11 protein-coding genes are annotated in these 13,527 nt (G+C 66.0%); 5 read left to right on the top strand and 6 right to left on the bottom strand.

What is annotated here, in order from left to right; all coding sequences use genetic code 11:
- Positions 1 to 59 precede the first annotated feature (59 nt).
- The 3 genes from tkt to OTERR_RS13185 form a co-directional block, all read right to left on the bottom strand.
- On the bottom strand, positions 60 to 2,003 hold the full coding sequence (gene tkt, locus OTERR_RS13195; protein ID WP_246154504.1) for a transketolase: 1,944 nt from the start codon (positions 2,001 to 2,003) through the stop codon (positions 60 to 62).
- 214 nt (positions 2,004 to 2,217) lie between these two features.
- Entirely contained in the window at positions 2,218 to 3,093 is an 876-nt protein-coding gene (locus tag OTERR_RS13190; protein ID WP_054622144.1) for a phosphoribulokinase, read from the bottom strand.
- A 23-nt stretch (positions 3,094 to 3,116) separates the two neighbouring features.
- Positions 3,117 to 4,130 (bottom strand): class 1 fructose-bisphosphatase, encoded by a 1,014-nt coding sequence (locus OTERR_RS13185; protein ID WP_149426054.1) that lies wholly within the window; start codon positions 4,128 to 4,130, stop codon positions 3,117 to 3,119.
- Positions 4,131 to 4,376: 246 nt separating this feature from the next.
- Between OTERR_RS13185 and OTERR_RS13180 the strand changes: the two genes are divergently transcribed.
- Positions 4,377 to 6,950 (top strand): putative bifunctional diguanylate cyclase/phosphodiesterase, encoded by a 2,574-nt coding sequence (locus OTERR_RS13180; RefSeq protein ID WP_054622146.1) that lies wholly within the window; start codon positions 4,377 to 4,379, stop codon positions 6,948 to 6,950.
- 175 nt (positions 6,951 to 7,125) lie between these two features.
- Here OTERR_RS13180 and OTERR_RS13175 read toward each other — a convergent pair whose 3' ends face one another.
- Both OTERR_RS13175 and OTERR_RS13170 read right to left on the bottom strand, forming a co-directional pair.
- The gene (locus OTERR_RS13175) at positions 7,126 to 7,929 is read right to left on the bottom strand and encodes an inositol monophosphatase family protein (protein ID WP_223115950.1); all 804 of its coding nucleotides are present in this window, start codon (positions 7,927 to 7,929) and stop codon (positions 7,126 to 7,128) included.
- 36 nt (positions 7,930 to 7,965) lie between these two features.
- Positions 7,966 to 8,577 carry a thioredoxin family protein gene (locus OTERR_RS13170; protein WP_246154176.1) on the bottom strand — a complete coding sequence of 204 codons (612 nt, stop codon included), beginning with the start codon at positions 8,575 to 8,577 and terminating at the stop codon, positions 7,966 to 7,968.
- Here OTERR_RS13170 and OTERR_RS13165 point away from each other — a divergent pair.
- From OTERR_RS13165 to OTERR_RS13150, 4 genes are all read left to right on the top strand, one after another.
- Positions 8,576 to 9,334 (top strand): 16S rRNA (uracil(1498)-N(3))-methyltransferase, encoded by a 759-nt coding sequence (locus OTERR_RS13165; RefSeq protein ID WP_149426053.1) that lies wholly within the window; start codon positions 8,576 to 8,578, stop codon positions 9,332 to 9,334. The two genes, OTERR_RS13170 and OTERR_RS13165, sit on opposite strands and share 2 nt — an antisense overlap.
- A gap of 108 nt (positions 9,335 to 9,442) precedes the next feature.
- Positions 9,443 to 10,933, top strand: a complete 1,491-nt coding sequence (gene pap, locus OTERR_RS13160; RefSeq protein WP_149426052.1) for a polyphosphate:AMP phosphotransferase — start codon at positions 9,443 to 9,445, stop codon at positions 10,931 to 10,933.
- A gap of 140 nt (positions 10,934 to 11,073) precedes the next feature.
- Complete coding sequence (argA, locus tag OTERR_RS13155; RefSeq protein WP_054622149.1) at positions 11,074 to 12,429, top strand: amino-acid N-acetyltransferase; 1,356 nt, start codon at positions 11,074 to 11,076, stop codon at positions 12,427 to 12,429.
- Positions 12,430 to 12,583: 154 nt separating this feature from the next.
- Positions 12,584 to 12,856, top strand: a complete 273-nt coding sequence (locus tag OTERR_RS13150; protein WP_054622150.1) for an oxidative damage protection protein — start codon at positions 12,584 to 12,586, stop codon at positions 12,854 to 12,856.
- Positions 12,857 to 12,970: 114 nt separating this feature from the next.
- Here the strand turns inward: OTERR_RS13150 and OTERR_RS13145 are convergent, their stop codons facing one another.
- Positions 12,971 to 13,261, bottom strand: a complete 291-nt coding sequence (locus OTERR_RS13145; RefSeq protein ID WP_054622151.1) for an HU family DNA-binding protein — start codon at positions 13,259 to 13,261, stop codon at positions 12,971 to 12,973.
- Positions 13,262 to 13,527 lie beyond the last annotated feature (266 nt).

The following is a 13,527-nucleotide window of genomic DNA, read 5'->3' as shown; positions in this document are numbered from 1 at the left end:
TACTTCTCTCCTCTATCTAAAAAACCTGATGGCGCGGTCTTGCGGGCCGCGCTCCTCCCTTATTGCAGGACTTCCTTAACGGTCTTCACCACGTTGGCCACGGTGAAGCCGAAGAGTTCGAACAGCTTGCCGGCGGGGGCCGATTCGCCGAAGTGGTCGATGCTCACTACAGCGCCGCAACGGCCCACGTACTTGTGCCATAGACCCGTGTGGGCGGCTTCGATGGCGACGCGGCGCGGGACGCTGCCCAGCACCTGCTGGCGGTAGGCCTCGTCCTGACGTTCGAAGGCTTCGACGCAGGGCATGGAGACGACGCGGGCGGCGATGCCTTCTTCGCCCAGGGCCTTCTGGGCGTCCAGGGCCAGCTTGATCTCGGAGCCGGTGGCGATCAGCACCACCTGGGCTTCGCCCTTGGCCTCGGACAGCACGTAGCCGCCGCGGCGGATGGTCTCGGCGCTGATGCCGGCGGTGACATTGGGCAGGTTCTGGCGGGACAGGGCCAGGACGGAAGGACCGTCATGGCGTTCCACGGCATTGGCCCAGGCCACGGCGGTCTCGGTGGAGTCGGCGGGGCGCCACACGTCCAGATTGGGGATCAGGCGCAGGGAAGGCACGTGTTCCACCGGCTGGTGGGTCGGGCCGTCCTCGCCCAGGCCGATGGAGTCATGGGTGTAGACCATGATCTGGCGCTGCTTCATCAGCGCCGCCATGCGGATGGCGTTGCGGGCGTAGTCGGAGAACACCAGGAAGGTGGCGGTGTAGGGAATCAGGCCGCCGTGCAGGGCCAGACCGTTGGCGATGGCGGTCATGCCGAATTCGCGCACGCCGTAATAGACGTAGTTGCCGCCGTCCTTGCGGGTGACGCCCTTGGCAGCCTTCCACAGGGTCAGGTTGGAACCGGCCAGGTCGGCGGAGCCGCCCACCACTTCCGGCAGGTTCGGCACCAGGGCGGCGATGGCGTTTTGGCTGGCCTTGCGGGTGGCGATGTTCTCGGCCTTGGCAGCGGTGTCGGCGATGTAGGCATCCACCACCTGCTGCCAGTTGGCGGGCAGCTTGCCAGCCATGCGGCGCTGGAACTCGGCGGCTTCTGCCGGAAAGGCGGCAGCGTAGGCGGCGAAACGCTCGTTCCACTGGGCTTCGGCAGCCTGGCCTTTTTTCTTGCCATCCCAGGCGGCGTACACGTCGGCGGGGACTTCAAAGGGAGCGTGGTTCCAGCCGATGGCGGCCCGGGTAGCGGCGATTTCCGCATCGCCCAGGGGGGCGCCGTGCACGTCGTGGCTGTCGGCCTTGTTGGGGGAGCCCATGCCGATCTTGGTCTTGCAGCAGATCAGGGTGGGCTTGTTGCCCTCGGCCTGGGCCTGCAGCAGGGCGGCCTCGATGGCGCTGGCGTTGTGGCCGTCCACATTGGGGATGACCTGCCAGCCGTAGGCTTCGAAGCGCTTCGGGGTGTCGTCGGTGAACCAGCCTTCGACGTGGCCGTCGATGGAGATGCCGTTGTCGTCGTAAAAGGCGATCAGCTTGCCCAGGCCCAGGGTGCCAGCCAGGGAGCAGGCTTCGTGGGAGACGCCCTCCATGAGGCAGCCGTCGCCGAGGAAGGTGTAGGTGTAGTGATCGACGACGGCGTGGCCGGGTTTGTTGAACTCGGCGGCGAGGATCTTTTCCGCCAGGGCCAGGCCCACGGCGTTGCTGATGCCCTGACCCAGGGGGCCGGTGGTGGTCTCGATGCCCGGGGTATAGCCCACTTCCGGGTGGCCCGGGGTCTTGCTGTGCAGCTGGCGGAAGTTTTTCAGATCGTCGATGGAGACGTCGTAGCCGGTCAGGTGCAGCAGGCTGTAGAGCAGCATGGAGCCGTGACCGTTGGAGAGCACGAAACGGTCCCGGTCGGGCCATTGCGGATTGGCCGGGTTGTGCTTGAGGTGCCGGCGCCACAGGACTTCAGCGATTTCGGCCATGCCCATGGGCATGCCCGGGTGACCGGAATTGGCTTTTTGCACCGCATCCATGGCAAGGGCACGGATGGCGCCGGTCAGGGGAGAAAGCAGGAATTCGGTAGTGGCGGAGGCAGAGGAAGACACGACGGCGGCCAAGTCAGCAAAAACCGAAATTATCCGCCAAAACAGGGGGCTTGAACAAATTTTGCACTGCGGCAATCGGGGCTGCCCACCGGAGCAGGGCTGTTCAGGGGCGCGTGCATGCCCCGGGATGGGGCGCAGAGGCTCAGCCGGCGCCGAGGCGGCGCTCCATGAGACGCCAGACGAAGGGGGTGAGGATCAGTTCCATGGCCAGGTTCATCTTGCCCCCGGGCACGACGATGGTGTTGGGGCGGCTCATGAAGCTGTCGGCGATCATGTTGAGCAGGTAGGGGAAGTCGACGCCGCGCGGATTGGCGAAGCGGATGATGACGAAGCTCTCGTCCTGGCTGGGGATATCCCGGGCAATGAACGGGTTGGAGGTATCCACCACCGGCACCCGCTGGAAATTGATGTGGGTGCGCGAGAACTGGGGGGTGATGGTATGCACATAGTCGTGCATGCGGCGCAGGATGGTGTGGGTCACCGCCTCCAGCGAATAGCCCCGGGTGCGGGTATCGCGGTGGATCTTCTGGATCCATTCCAGGTTGATGGTCGGCACTACGCCGATGAGCAGGTCCGGGTAGCGCGCCACGTCCACCGTGTCGGTCACCACCGCGCCGTGCAACCCCTCGTAGAAGAGCAGATCGGTATTGGCCGGGATGTCTTCCCAGGCGGTGAAGGTGCCCAGGGGTTGGCCCCACTTCAGCGAATCGGCTTCGTCATGAACGTAGTGGCGCATCTGTCCGGTGCCGCTGGCCGCGTATTCGCGGAAGAAGATTTCCAGTTCGGCCAGCAAGTTGGCATCGGGGCCGAAATGGGAGGGGGGGCGGTGACCGGCGGTCTCCGCCTCCTGGATCTTCTGATGCATTTCGGCCCGGGTGTAGCGGTGGTAGCTGTCCCCGTCGATCAGCACGGCCTTGACGTTCTCGCGCCAGAAAATGCGCTCGAAGGTGTGGCGAACCGTGGTCGTGCCGGACCCGGAGGATCCGGTGACGGCGATGATGGGGTGCTTGACCGACATGGGGTGCGGGCCTCCCGGCGGGCTTAGCCTTGGCTGCCTTCGAGGTGGTAGCGGGTGACCCGCTCCACTTCGTTCTTCGAACCGAGCACCACCGGCACCCGCTGGTGCAGGCCGGTGGGCTGCAGGTCGAGGATGCGCTCGCGACCCGTGGTGGCGGCGCCGCCGGCCTGCTCGACGATGAAGGCCATCGGGTTGGCTTCGTACATCAGGCGCAGCTTGCCGCCCTGGGCCACGGTCTTGCTGTCCAAGGGGTACATGAAGAGGCCGCCCCGGGTGAGGATGCGATGCACGTCGGCCACCATCGAGGCGACCCAACGCATGTTGAAGTCCTTGCCGCGGGGGCCTTCCTTGCCCTGCAACAGCTCGTCCACATAGCGCTGCACGGGCTTTTCCCAGAAACGCTGGTTGGACATGTTGATGGCGAATTCGCGGGTGTCCTCGGGGATCGACAGGTTTTCCTTGGTCAGCACGAAGGAGCCCAGTTCCCGGTCCAGGGTGAAGCAGTGCACGCCGTTGCCCAGGGTCAGTACCAACAGGGTCGACGGCCCGTACACCGTGTAACCGGCGGCCACCTGCTGGGTGCCCTTCTGCATGAAGTCGTGGTCGTGCAGGTCACAGCCGGCGTTGGCGCACTTGAGCACCGAGAAGATGGTGCCCACCGAAATGTTGACGTCGATGTTGGAGGAGCCGTCGAGGGGATCGAACAGCAGCAGGTATTCGCCCTTGGGGTATTCGGTGGGGATGGCGTGGGGCAGTTCCATTTCCTCGGAGGCCATGCCGGCCAGGTGGCCGCCCCACTCGTTGGCTTCGAGCAGGATTTCGTTGGACAGCACGTCGAGCTTCTTCTGCGCTTCGCCCTGCACGTTATCGCTGCCGGCATCGCCCAGGACGCCGCCCAGGCTGCCCTTGCCGATGGCCACCGAAATGGCTTTACAGGCCCGCGCCACCACCTCGATGAGGAGGCGCAGGTCGCTATTTTGGGCGCCTTGCTGGCGTTGGGCTTCGATGAGGAAGCGGGTGAGGGTGATGCGGCGCATGAAAAACTCCGAAAGCTAGGATGCGATAACAACTATCAGCGGCGGATTGTACCGCGATGCCCCGCCCTGGTGCTGCGCTGCCGCAGAAGCCCGCCGGTAGCGGCTTTTCGCCCTCTGGAACAGAAATTTGCCCTGCGCCGGGGCGAGGGGGTGGGGTAATATGCCATCGGTAAATAAATTGGCAGGAAGGCGGCCCGAGCGCCGCCGGATCCGGGCGTGCCCCGGGTCATGGGAGAGCCTACGCACATGAAAATTCGCACCTTCATCCTGGCCGGGTCGATTCTGACCGGCTCCGTTCTGTTTGCCGGCAGCTACCTGGCCGTGTCCCGTGCGTTCGACGTGGCGGTGACCACCCAGGCGCGGGAATCGGCCGAGGCCACCGCCCGGACCACCTTCGTCGCCATGTACGAGCTGATGTCCACCGGCTGGAGCCGCGCCCAGGCCGAACGCTTCGTCGCCCGCACCCGGGAGGCCAATGCCGGCCAGGGCGCCGTGGTGCAGATTTATCGGGGCCCCCGGGTCGAGGCCCAGTACGGCGCCATCGAGCAACCGCCCCTGGATGGCGAATTGCAGCAGGTGCTGGCCAGCGGCCAGTCCTTCCATCGGGTCAGCGATGAGCGTATCCGCCTGCTCTACCCGCTACAGGCCGAGCGCAAATGCCTGGGGTGCCACGACGGCGTGTCCGCCGGCGATACCCTGGGGGTGATCGAGGTGCGCCAGGATCTGACCGGTGCGTTGGCCGGCCTGCGCGGCGGTTTCCTCGCCCAGACGGCCTGGTGGCTGCTGCCGGCGGGCTTTCTCACCCTGCTCGGCGTGTTCCTGGTCAATCGCCGTGTCGGCCGGGCCCTGGAAGGAGTCGAGGCCAAGGTGGCCGAGGTCAACGCCGTGGCCGACCTGCGCAAGCTGGAGTTCCCCCGGGAGGAGTCGGGCTTCGAAGAGATCCACCGCATTCTTTCCGCCGTTGAGGAGCTGGTGCAGCGCCTGCGCGCCGTGGCGGTCGATAAGGACATGCTCACCTTCGAGATCGGCCTGCTGGAAAAATTCGTCATTACCTCGGAGATCATCCGCGACTGGCACGAATACGTGAATCACCTGGTGCGCGACATCAACAAGGTGATGCCGGCCCACCTGCTGTTCTCCCTGTTCCAGATCGACGACGAACTGTTCGACCTGGAAATCTTCTGGTTCCACCCGCCCAATGCGGCCGCCCGGAGCCAGGTGGAGCGGCACATCCGCGAGATCCTGGGGAAACACCCGCGCTTCTCCGCCTACACCCACTTCAATATCAATCACCACGTGGCCGAGGCCGACGCGGCCGAAGTGGCCATGGACGAGGAAACCCTGGCGCTGCACGTCAAGTCGTTCTTCGTCGATACGCCCAAGATCGGCGGCATCGTCGGGGTGGGCGTGCATGCCAACGAGCTGGAAGACGAGACCCGCCACCTGGTGCTCGACTCGGTGCTGTCCACCCTGCTCAACGTGGTCGGCTCGGTGAAGGCCATCTACAAATACACCCGGGATCTGGAGTACTACGCCACCCGGGACCCCCTGACCGACCTGTTCAACCAGCGGGTGTTCTGGGAAATGCTCGGCTACGAGATCGGCCGGGCCAAGCGCCACGATTGTTCCTTCGGCCTGCTGCTGATCGATCTGGACAACTTCAAGCTGGTCAACGACCACTACGACCACGTCACCGGCGACCGTTTCCTGCAGATGCTGGCGCGCACCGTCCACGGCGTGCTGCGCGGCGGCGACATCCTGGCCCGCTACGGCGGCGACGAGTTCGTCGTGATCCTGCCCGAGGCCGAGCTGCCCCAGGTGTCGGAAGTGGCCCACCGCATCCTCCACGCGGTGCGCGACATGGTGCTCGACGGCCCCGACGGCACGCCGATCCGGGCCACCGCCTCGATCGGCATGGCGGTGTTCCCCGACCATGCCACCGAGGCCAAGGACCTGTTCCTGTTCGCCGACAACATGATGTACCGGGCCAAGGCCGAGGGTAAGGAGCGGGTGGCGATCCCCTCCAACGAGGATGTGGTCGAGGTGTTCCGCGACATCTCCAACAAGAGCGTGCTGATCCTCAACGCCATCGAGCAGCGCAAGCTGGTGCCCCACTTCCAGCCGATCCTCGACGTGCGCAACAACACCGTGGCCGCCTACGAGGTGCTCTGCCGCATGCAGCTCGAAGGGCGCATCCTGCGTGCCGACGAGTTCGTCGAGATCGCCGAGAAGATGGGGGTGATCCACCGCCTCGACTGCCTGATCATCGAATCGGCCCTGGGCCAGTTGCGTGATGCCGGCCACGACGGGTTGATGTTCCTCAACCTGTCGCCCCGGGCCCTGGTGCTCAACGAGTTCGCCAAGTCGGTGCGCCGGGTGGTGGCCGATTCCGGGGTCGATCCGTCGCGCATCGTCTTCGAGATCACCGAGCGCGACACGGTGAAGAACCTGAGCCTGGTGCAGCGCTTCCTCAACGACCTGAAGTTCGACGGCTTCAAGCTGGCCATCGACGACTTTGGTTCCGGCTTCTCCTCGTTCCACTACCTGCGCCACTTCCCGGTGGACTTCCTCAAGGTCGAGGGGGATTTCGTCATGAACATCCTGCAAAGCCCGCGGGACCGGGCCTTCGTCCAGAGCATGCAGTCCCTGGCCCAGGAACTGGGCATCCAGGTGGTGGCCGAGTTCGTCGAGAACGCCGAGGTGCTCGACGAACTGCGTCGCATGGGCGTGGATCTGGCCCAGGGCTACTACATCGGCCGCCCCGAGCCCAAGATCCTGCGCGGCGCCTGGTCCCCGGCCGGGGAGCCGGTGCTGGCCTAGACCGGCTGAATGACCAGCCCTGAACGCAAGGCGGGGCGCGGCTCTCGCGGCATATGCCGTGGAGAGGCGCGCCCCGCCTTGCTTTTGGGGATGGGGGTCTGAAGATCGTTATCTGGCGCGGCGATCCGGCGGGTCAGGTTTTCGAATGGGCCAGCGCCGCGGTGCGGCGGGGCGCTTAGCCGCGGATCCAGGTCTGCCAGGCGGAAAATACCTTGGGGTTGAGGGCGGCCATCACCGGCCGCTTCCACACCGGCGCTTCGTTGAAGTCGGTGTGTTCCAGGGTGGCCATGGCTCCGCCCGCTTCCTTGAGGATCAGGCTGCCGGCGCAGTAGTCCCACAGCATCTGGCCGCCGTGCAGGTACACGTCGAGCCGGCCGGCGGCGACAAAGCACCATTCCAGGGTCGAGCAGCCGAAATTGCGCTGGGAATAGAAGGGCGGCTCACAGGCCAGCCGGTCCGCCAAGGGCTTGGGAATGCGCTTGAAATCGACCCCGGCCACGGCCCGCTCCAAGGTGTCGGCCACCGGGCGCAGGGGCAGGCGCTGGCCGTTGAGGTAGGCGCCGTTGCCTTCCCGAGCGTAGAACATCTCGTCGGTAACCGGAGCGAAGGTCACTGCCAGACGTGGCCGGCCCTGCTCGAAGAAAGCCACCGAGACGGCAAACAGGGGAATACCGTTGATGAAGTTGGTGGTGCCGTCGATCGGGTCGATGCACCACAGCCCGTCCCGGCCGGCGGCCCAGGCCAGGGCCTGCTCGTCCTCGGTCATTTCTTCGCCGACCACCGGGCAATCGGCCACCTTCTTCAATTCACGGGCGAGGAAGTGCTGGGCGGCCAGGTCGGCTTCGGAAAACAGCGAGCCGTCGGCCTTCTGCTGCTGCGCCACGCGCAGAAAACGCGGCATGATCTCCTGCCGCGCCACCAGGCGCACCAGGCCGATGGTGGCGTCAAGCATGTTCTTGAGCGTAGCCGGGTCACGCATTGCGGCGACTCCGGGCGTGGGGCGCTGGGTGGGGCATCAGACCTTCCACTTCAGCGAGCAGCCGATGCTGGCGATCTGCTCGGCAGGGCCGCGGCCGGTGTCGGCCACCTGGACCATGGCCTCGAACAGTTCGCGCCGGGCATCGGGTTTGGGCTGGCCCCGGCCGGTGTCGTCGAGGCGTCCCCGGTACTGCAGTGCGAGGTCGGCATTGAAACCGAAGAAGTCCGGGGTGCACACCGCACCATAGGCCCGGGCCACCGACTGGTCCTCGTCGAACAGGTAGGGGAAGGGAAAGCCGTGGTGGCGGGCGAAATCGCCCATCTCGACAAAACCGTCCTCCGGGTAGGAGACCACGTCGTTGCTGGAAATGGCGGCAAAGCCAATGCCCTTGGCCTGCAAGTCCCGGGCGTCGCGCACGAGTCGCGCGGCGATGGCCTGGACGAAGGGGCAATGGTTGCAGATGAAGACGATCACCAGCCCCTTGGGGCCGCGCAGGGAAGCCAGGGTGTGGCGTTGCCCGTCGGTGCCGGGCAGGTCGAAGTCGGGGGCGTGCCAGCCGAAATCGCAAAGGGGAGGGTGCAGGGAGGCCATGGCGGTGAGGCGTGGGGGTAGGGGCGGCGTGGGGGTTCGGGCGATAATAGCATCCATGGCCCTTCCCCGATTCCACTGCCCTGTTTCCGCCGACGTCGCTGGCCGCCTCGTCCCCGGTACGTCCTTTACGCTGCCCGACGAAGCCGCCCATCACGCCGCCCGGGTGCTGCGCCTGGCCGTCGGCGACGAAGTGCTGCTGTTCGATGGCGCCGGCCGCGAATATCGCGCCGTGCTGAGCGAGATCGGCAAGCGCGATGCCCGGGTGGACGTGCTCGAAGAAACCGGTACCGACCGGGAGTCGCGCCTGATCCTGACCCTGTACCAGGCCCTGCAATCCGCCGACAAGATGGACTACACGGTGCAGAAGGCGGTGGAGCTGGGGGTGGCGCGCATCGTGCCGGTGGATAGCCGGCGCAGCGTGGTGCGCCTGTCCGGCGAGCGGGCCGCCAAGCGGGTGGCCCACTGGCAGGGTGTGGCCGTGTCGGCCTGCGAGCAATGCGGCCGCAACAAGGTGCCGGAAGTGGCACCGATCGCCTCCCTGGCTGCGGCCCTGGGGGAGCCCGCCTCCGCCCATGGCCCGCGCCTGCGCCTGATGCTCGACCCTCTGGGCGGCACTACCCTGGACCAGTTGCCCCCGGGGGAGCAGATCGATCTTTTGGTCGGGGCCGAGGGCGGCCTCGATCCGGAGGAGGAAGCGGTGGCCCGTGCCGCCGGGTTCGTCGGCCTGCGCCTCGGCCCTCGCGTCCTGCGTACCGAAACGGCGGCGCTCACGGCCCTGGCTGCCTTGCACGCGCTGCGCGGCGATTTCCGCTAATCTGCCGTGAGCAGGACGGCCCGGCCCAAGAGGGGCGGTGGCGTTCGGACATGCTGAGGCGGGGCGGCTGATCGCTGCGTCGCCGTCGTTCATTGTCGGGAGGTTGTGATGTTCGAATCCGCCGAACTCGGCCAGCGTATCGACAAGGCCGCCTACGACGCCGAGGCGCCGCAGCTGCGCGCCGAACTGCTCGATCTGCAGTACGACCTGCTCACCTCCCGCCGCTTTCCCGTGCTGATCCTGGTCAACGGCCTGGACGGTGCCGGCAAGGGCGAGACGGTGAACCTGCTCAACGCCTGGATGGATCCGCGCCACATCCACACTGTAGGCTTCGGCGATCCCAGCGACGAGGAACGCCAACGCCCGACCATGTGGCGCTACTGGCGCGCCCTGCCGGGCAAGGGGCGGATCGGCGTGTTCTTCGGCAACTGGTACGCCGAGCCGATCACCGGCTGGGTGCGCAAGGATCTCAAGCGCGAGGCCGCGGCCCACCATCTGGAGCGCATCCTGCGCTTCGAGAAGATGCTCGCCGACGAGGGGGCGCTGATCCTCAAGTTCTGGTTCCACCTCTCCCGGGACAACCAGAAACGACGCCTGAAGACCCTGGCGAAGGATCCCAAGACGGCTTGGCGCATCACCGAGCAGGACTGGTGGCGCTTCGAGAATTACGATCGCTACCACCGCATGGCCGAGTACGTGCTGCGCCGGACCAGTACCGCCCAAGCCCCCTGGGTGGCCGTGGATGGCTTCGATCCCCGTTTCCGCGCCCTGACCGTGGGGCGGCTGCTGGCTGCCGCCATCCGCCGCCGCCTGGCCCAGCCCGATACGACCCTGCGCATTGCCGCCGCGCCGCTGCTGCCGGTGCCCTCGGGCGCCAACGTGCTGACCGCCCTGGATCTGTCGCGGAAGCTGGCGAAGAAGTCCTATGCCAGCGAGCTGGCGCGCTGGCAGGGGCGGCTCAACCAGCTGGTGCGCGACGAGCGCTTCGCCAAGCGCTCCCTGGTGCTGGTGTTCGAAGGCAACGACGCCGCCGGCAAGGGCGGCGCCATCCGGCGCATCACCGGCGCCCTGGACGCGCGCAGCTACCGGGTGGTGCCGATCGGTGCCCCCACCGAGGAGGAACGGGAGCAGCCCTACCTGTGGCGCTTCTGGCGGCACGTGCCCGGCCATGGCCGGGTCACCGTGTTCGACCGCTCCTGGTACGGCCGGGTGCTGGTGGAGCGGATCGAGGGGCTGTGCGCCGAGGCCGACTGGATGCGCGCCTACAGCGAGATCAACGACTTCGAGGATCAGTTGGTGCGCCATGGCGCGGTGGTGGTGAAGTTCTGGCTGTCCATCTCCAAGGACGAGCAGTACCGGCGCTTCAAGGAGCGGGAGGAAACCCGCTTCAAGAACTTCAAGATCACCGACGAGGACTGGCGCAACCGGGAAAAGTGGGATGCCTACGAAACCGCCGTGTGCCAGATGGTGGACCGTACCTCCACCGAGGTGGCGCCGTGGACCCTGGTGGAGGCCGAGGACAAGAACTTCGCCCGCATCAAGGTGCTGAAGACGGTGGTCAAGCGCCTGGAGGCGGCCCTCGACGACAGCGCCGGTTGATTCCCGGGGGTGCCGAGATCCTGCGGTACGGCCGGGTTTGGCGCTAGAATCCCGCCTTGATTGCTGCGCTGCGGCGTGCCGTCCGCGCCCCAGCCGGTTCCCTCAGTTCGCCCCGTCTATCCGCTCACCACGAGGCCCCCATGTCCGGCTCGTCCGAACTCCCGAAGTCCCTGCCATCCCAGCATTCCGAAAATTTCGTCGCCTGGTTCCGTTCGGTGGCGCCCTACGTCAATGGCTTTCGCGGTAAGACCTTCGTGGTCGGTTTTGGCGGCAAGGCCATTTCCGGCCCCCTGGCGAAGACCTTCGCCTACGACGTGAACCTGCTCGCCAGCCTGGGGGTACGCCTGGTGCTGGTGCACGGGGCACGGCCGCAGATCGACGAGGAATTGCGCGAAAAGGGCATCGAGCCGCGCTATCAGGGCAACTACCGGGTCACCGACGCCGCCACCCTGGATTGCGTCATCGACGCCGTGGGCAGCGTCTACCTGGAAATCGAGGCCCTGCTCTCGCAAGGCTTGCCCAACACGCCGATGGCCGGCAGCACCATCCGGGTGGTCGGCGGCAATTTCATTACCGCCCGGCCGGTGGGGGTGCTCGATGGCGTGGACCTGCAGTACACCGGGGCCGTGCGCAAGATCGACGGCGAGGGCATCAAGGCCCAGCTGGGCCTGGGCAACATCGTGCTGCTGTCGAACATCGGCGCCTCGCCCACCGGCGAGATCTTCAACCTGGGCATGGAAGATGTGGCCGAGGCGGTGGCGGTGGCGGTGGGGGCCGACAAGCTGATCTACCTCACGGACAGCCAGGGGGCGTCGGATGCCGAAGGCAAGCTGCTCGACGAGCTGACCGCGGATGCTGCCGAGCAGCTGATGCGGGTCGGCGACTGGCTCTCCCCGGACCTCAAGCGCTACCTGCCCTGTGCCGTACGCGCCAGCCGGCGCGGCGTCAAGCGGGTGCATATTATCGGCTACACCGATGACGGCGCGTTGCTTCAGGAGCTGTTCACCCACGATGGGGTGGGCACCGTGATCACCCGGGAATCCCTCGACGTGCTGCGCGTGGCCAAGCCTGACGATATCGGTGGCCTGCTCTCGATCATCGAGCCCCTGGAAAACGACGGTACCCTGGTGCCCCGCCCCCGGGAGCTGTTCGAACGCGAGATCAACCGCTTCTCGGTGATTGAGCACGACGGCCTGATCGTCGGTTGCGCCGCCCTCTACCCCTACGGCAACGGCATGGCCGAACTGGCCTGCCTGGCGGTGAATCCGGATCACCGGCGCTGGGGCTACGGCGAGCGGCTGATGCACCACATCGAGCAGCAGGCCCGGGTGGCGGGGGTGTCGCGGTTGTTCGTGCTCACTACCCGCACCTCCCACTGGTTCCTCGAACGGGGCTTCGCTCTCGCGTCGGTGGACGAGCTGCCCGACGAGAAGCGCCTGATGTACAACTACCAGCGCCGCTCCAAGGTGATGGTCAAGACCCTCGTCGCCGAGTAGGACGGGGCGGGCCCGCGGCGCGTCAACCCGGCACAGATCAAGGCCCGGCCTCGGGCGGGGGCCGTTATAATTCCCGAGGCGATCACTCAACTATTCATCCCGCGGCAACGCGGTGACACTGCGCTACATCACGACACATCCGCGGAGGATTTTCATGGCACGTACCGTTAACTGCATCAAGCTCGGCCGCGAAGCCGAGGGACTCGATTTCCCGCCCATGCCCGGCGAACTGGGCAAGAAGCTGTGGCTCAACGTTTCCAAGGAAGCGTGGCAGCAGTGGATCAAGCTGCAGACGATGATCATCAACGAAAACCGCCTCAACCTGGCCGATGCCCGTCACCGCCAGTACCTGCAGGAGCAGGTGGAGAAACACTTCTTCGGCGAAGGCGCCGACCAGGTGCAAGGCTACGTCCCCCCGCAGTCCTGAGCTTCGCCCCTGTCTCCCGGTCGGACCGGGAGCAACAAAAAAGCCGCATGGTGTGATCCATGCGGCTTTTTTTGTCTGGACACCGCGGTGCCCAGACAAGGCGTCAAGCGTCGCTTACTTCTTCTTGGCGGGCTTGTTCACGGCTTCCTTGAAGCCGGCGCCGGCGGAGAACTTCGGCACGGTGGCGGCCGGGATCTTGATCTTTTCGCCAGTCTTCGGGTTCTTGCCTTCGCGGGCAGCCCGGCTGCTGGACTTGAAGCTGCCGAAGCCGACCAGGGTGACGGAGTCGCCAGCGGCAACAGCCTTCACAACAGTGGAGGTCAGGGCGTCGAGCACGCGGCCAGCGGCGGCCTTGGTGACGTCCGCTTCCTGGGCGATGGCATCGATCAGTTCGTTCTTGTTCATGCAAACATCTCCTTCGTGAGATTGGAAGTCCGATTCAGGACAAGTGGTAATCCCCGGGTCGTCAGGCTAACGACCGTCAGACCCGACTGTTTATACAGACCCCCGCAAGGCGTGTTTTGCCAGGCGCCAAACGGTGGCTTTAAGACTCCGAGTGGCGCAAGCATAGCCCGGAAAACCGCACTGCGCCAGCGTTTGCCAGCAATTTGCCGGAGAAATATTTGCTTGCTGGGTATTGCGCCCGGGGGGGAACGATGCTAGCGGAATGG

The sequence above is a fragment of the Oryzomicrobium terrae genome, from assembly GCF_008274805.1.
Taxonomy (GTDB): domain Bacteria; phylum Pseudomonadota; class Gammaproteobacteria; order Burkholderiales; family Rhodocyclaceae; genus Oryzomicrobium; species Oryzomicrobium terrae.
Note: the sequence above shows the minus strand (reverse complement) of the source record. Positions and strands in the feature narration are given on the sequence as shown.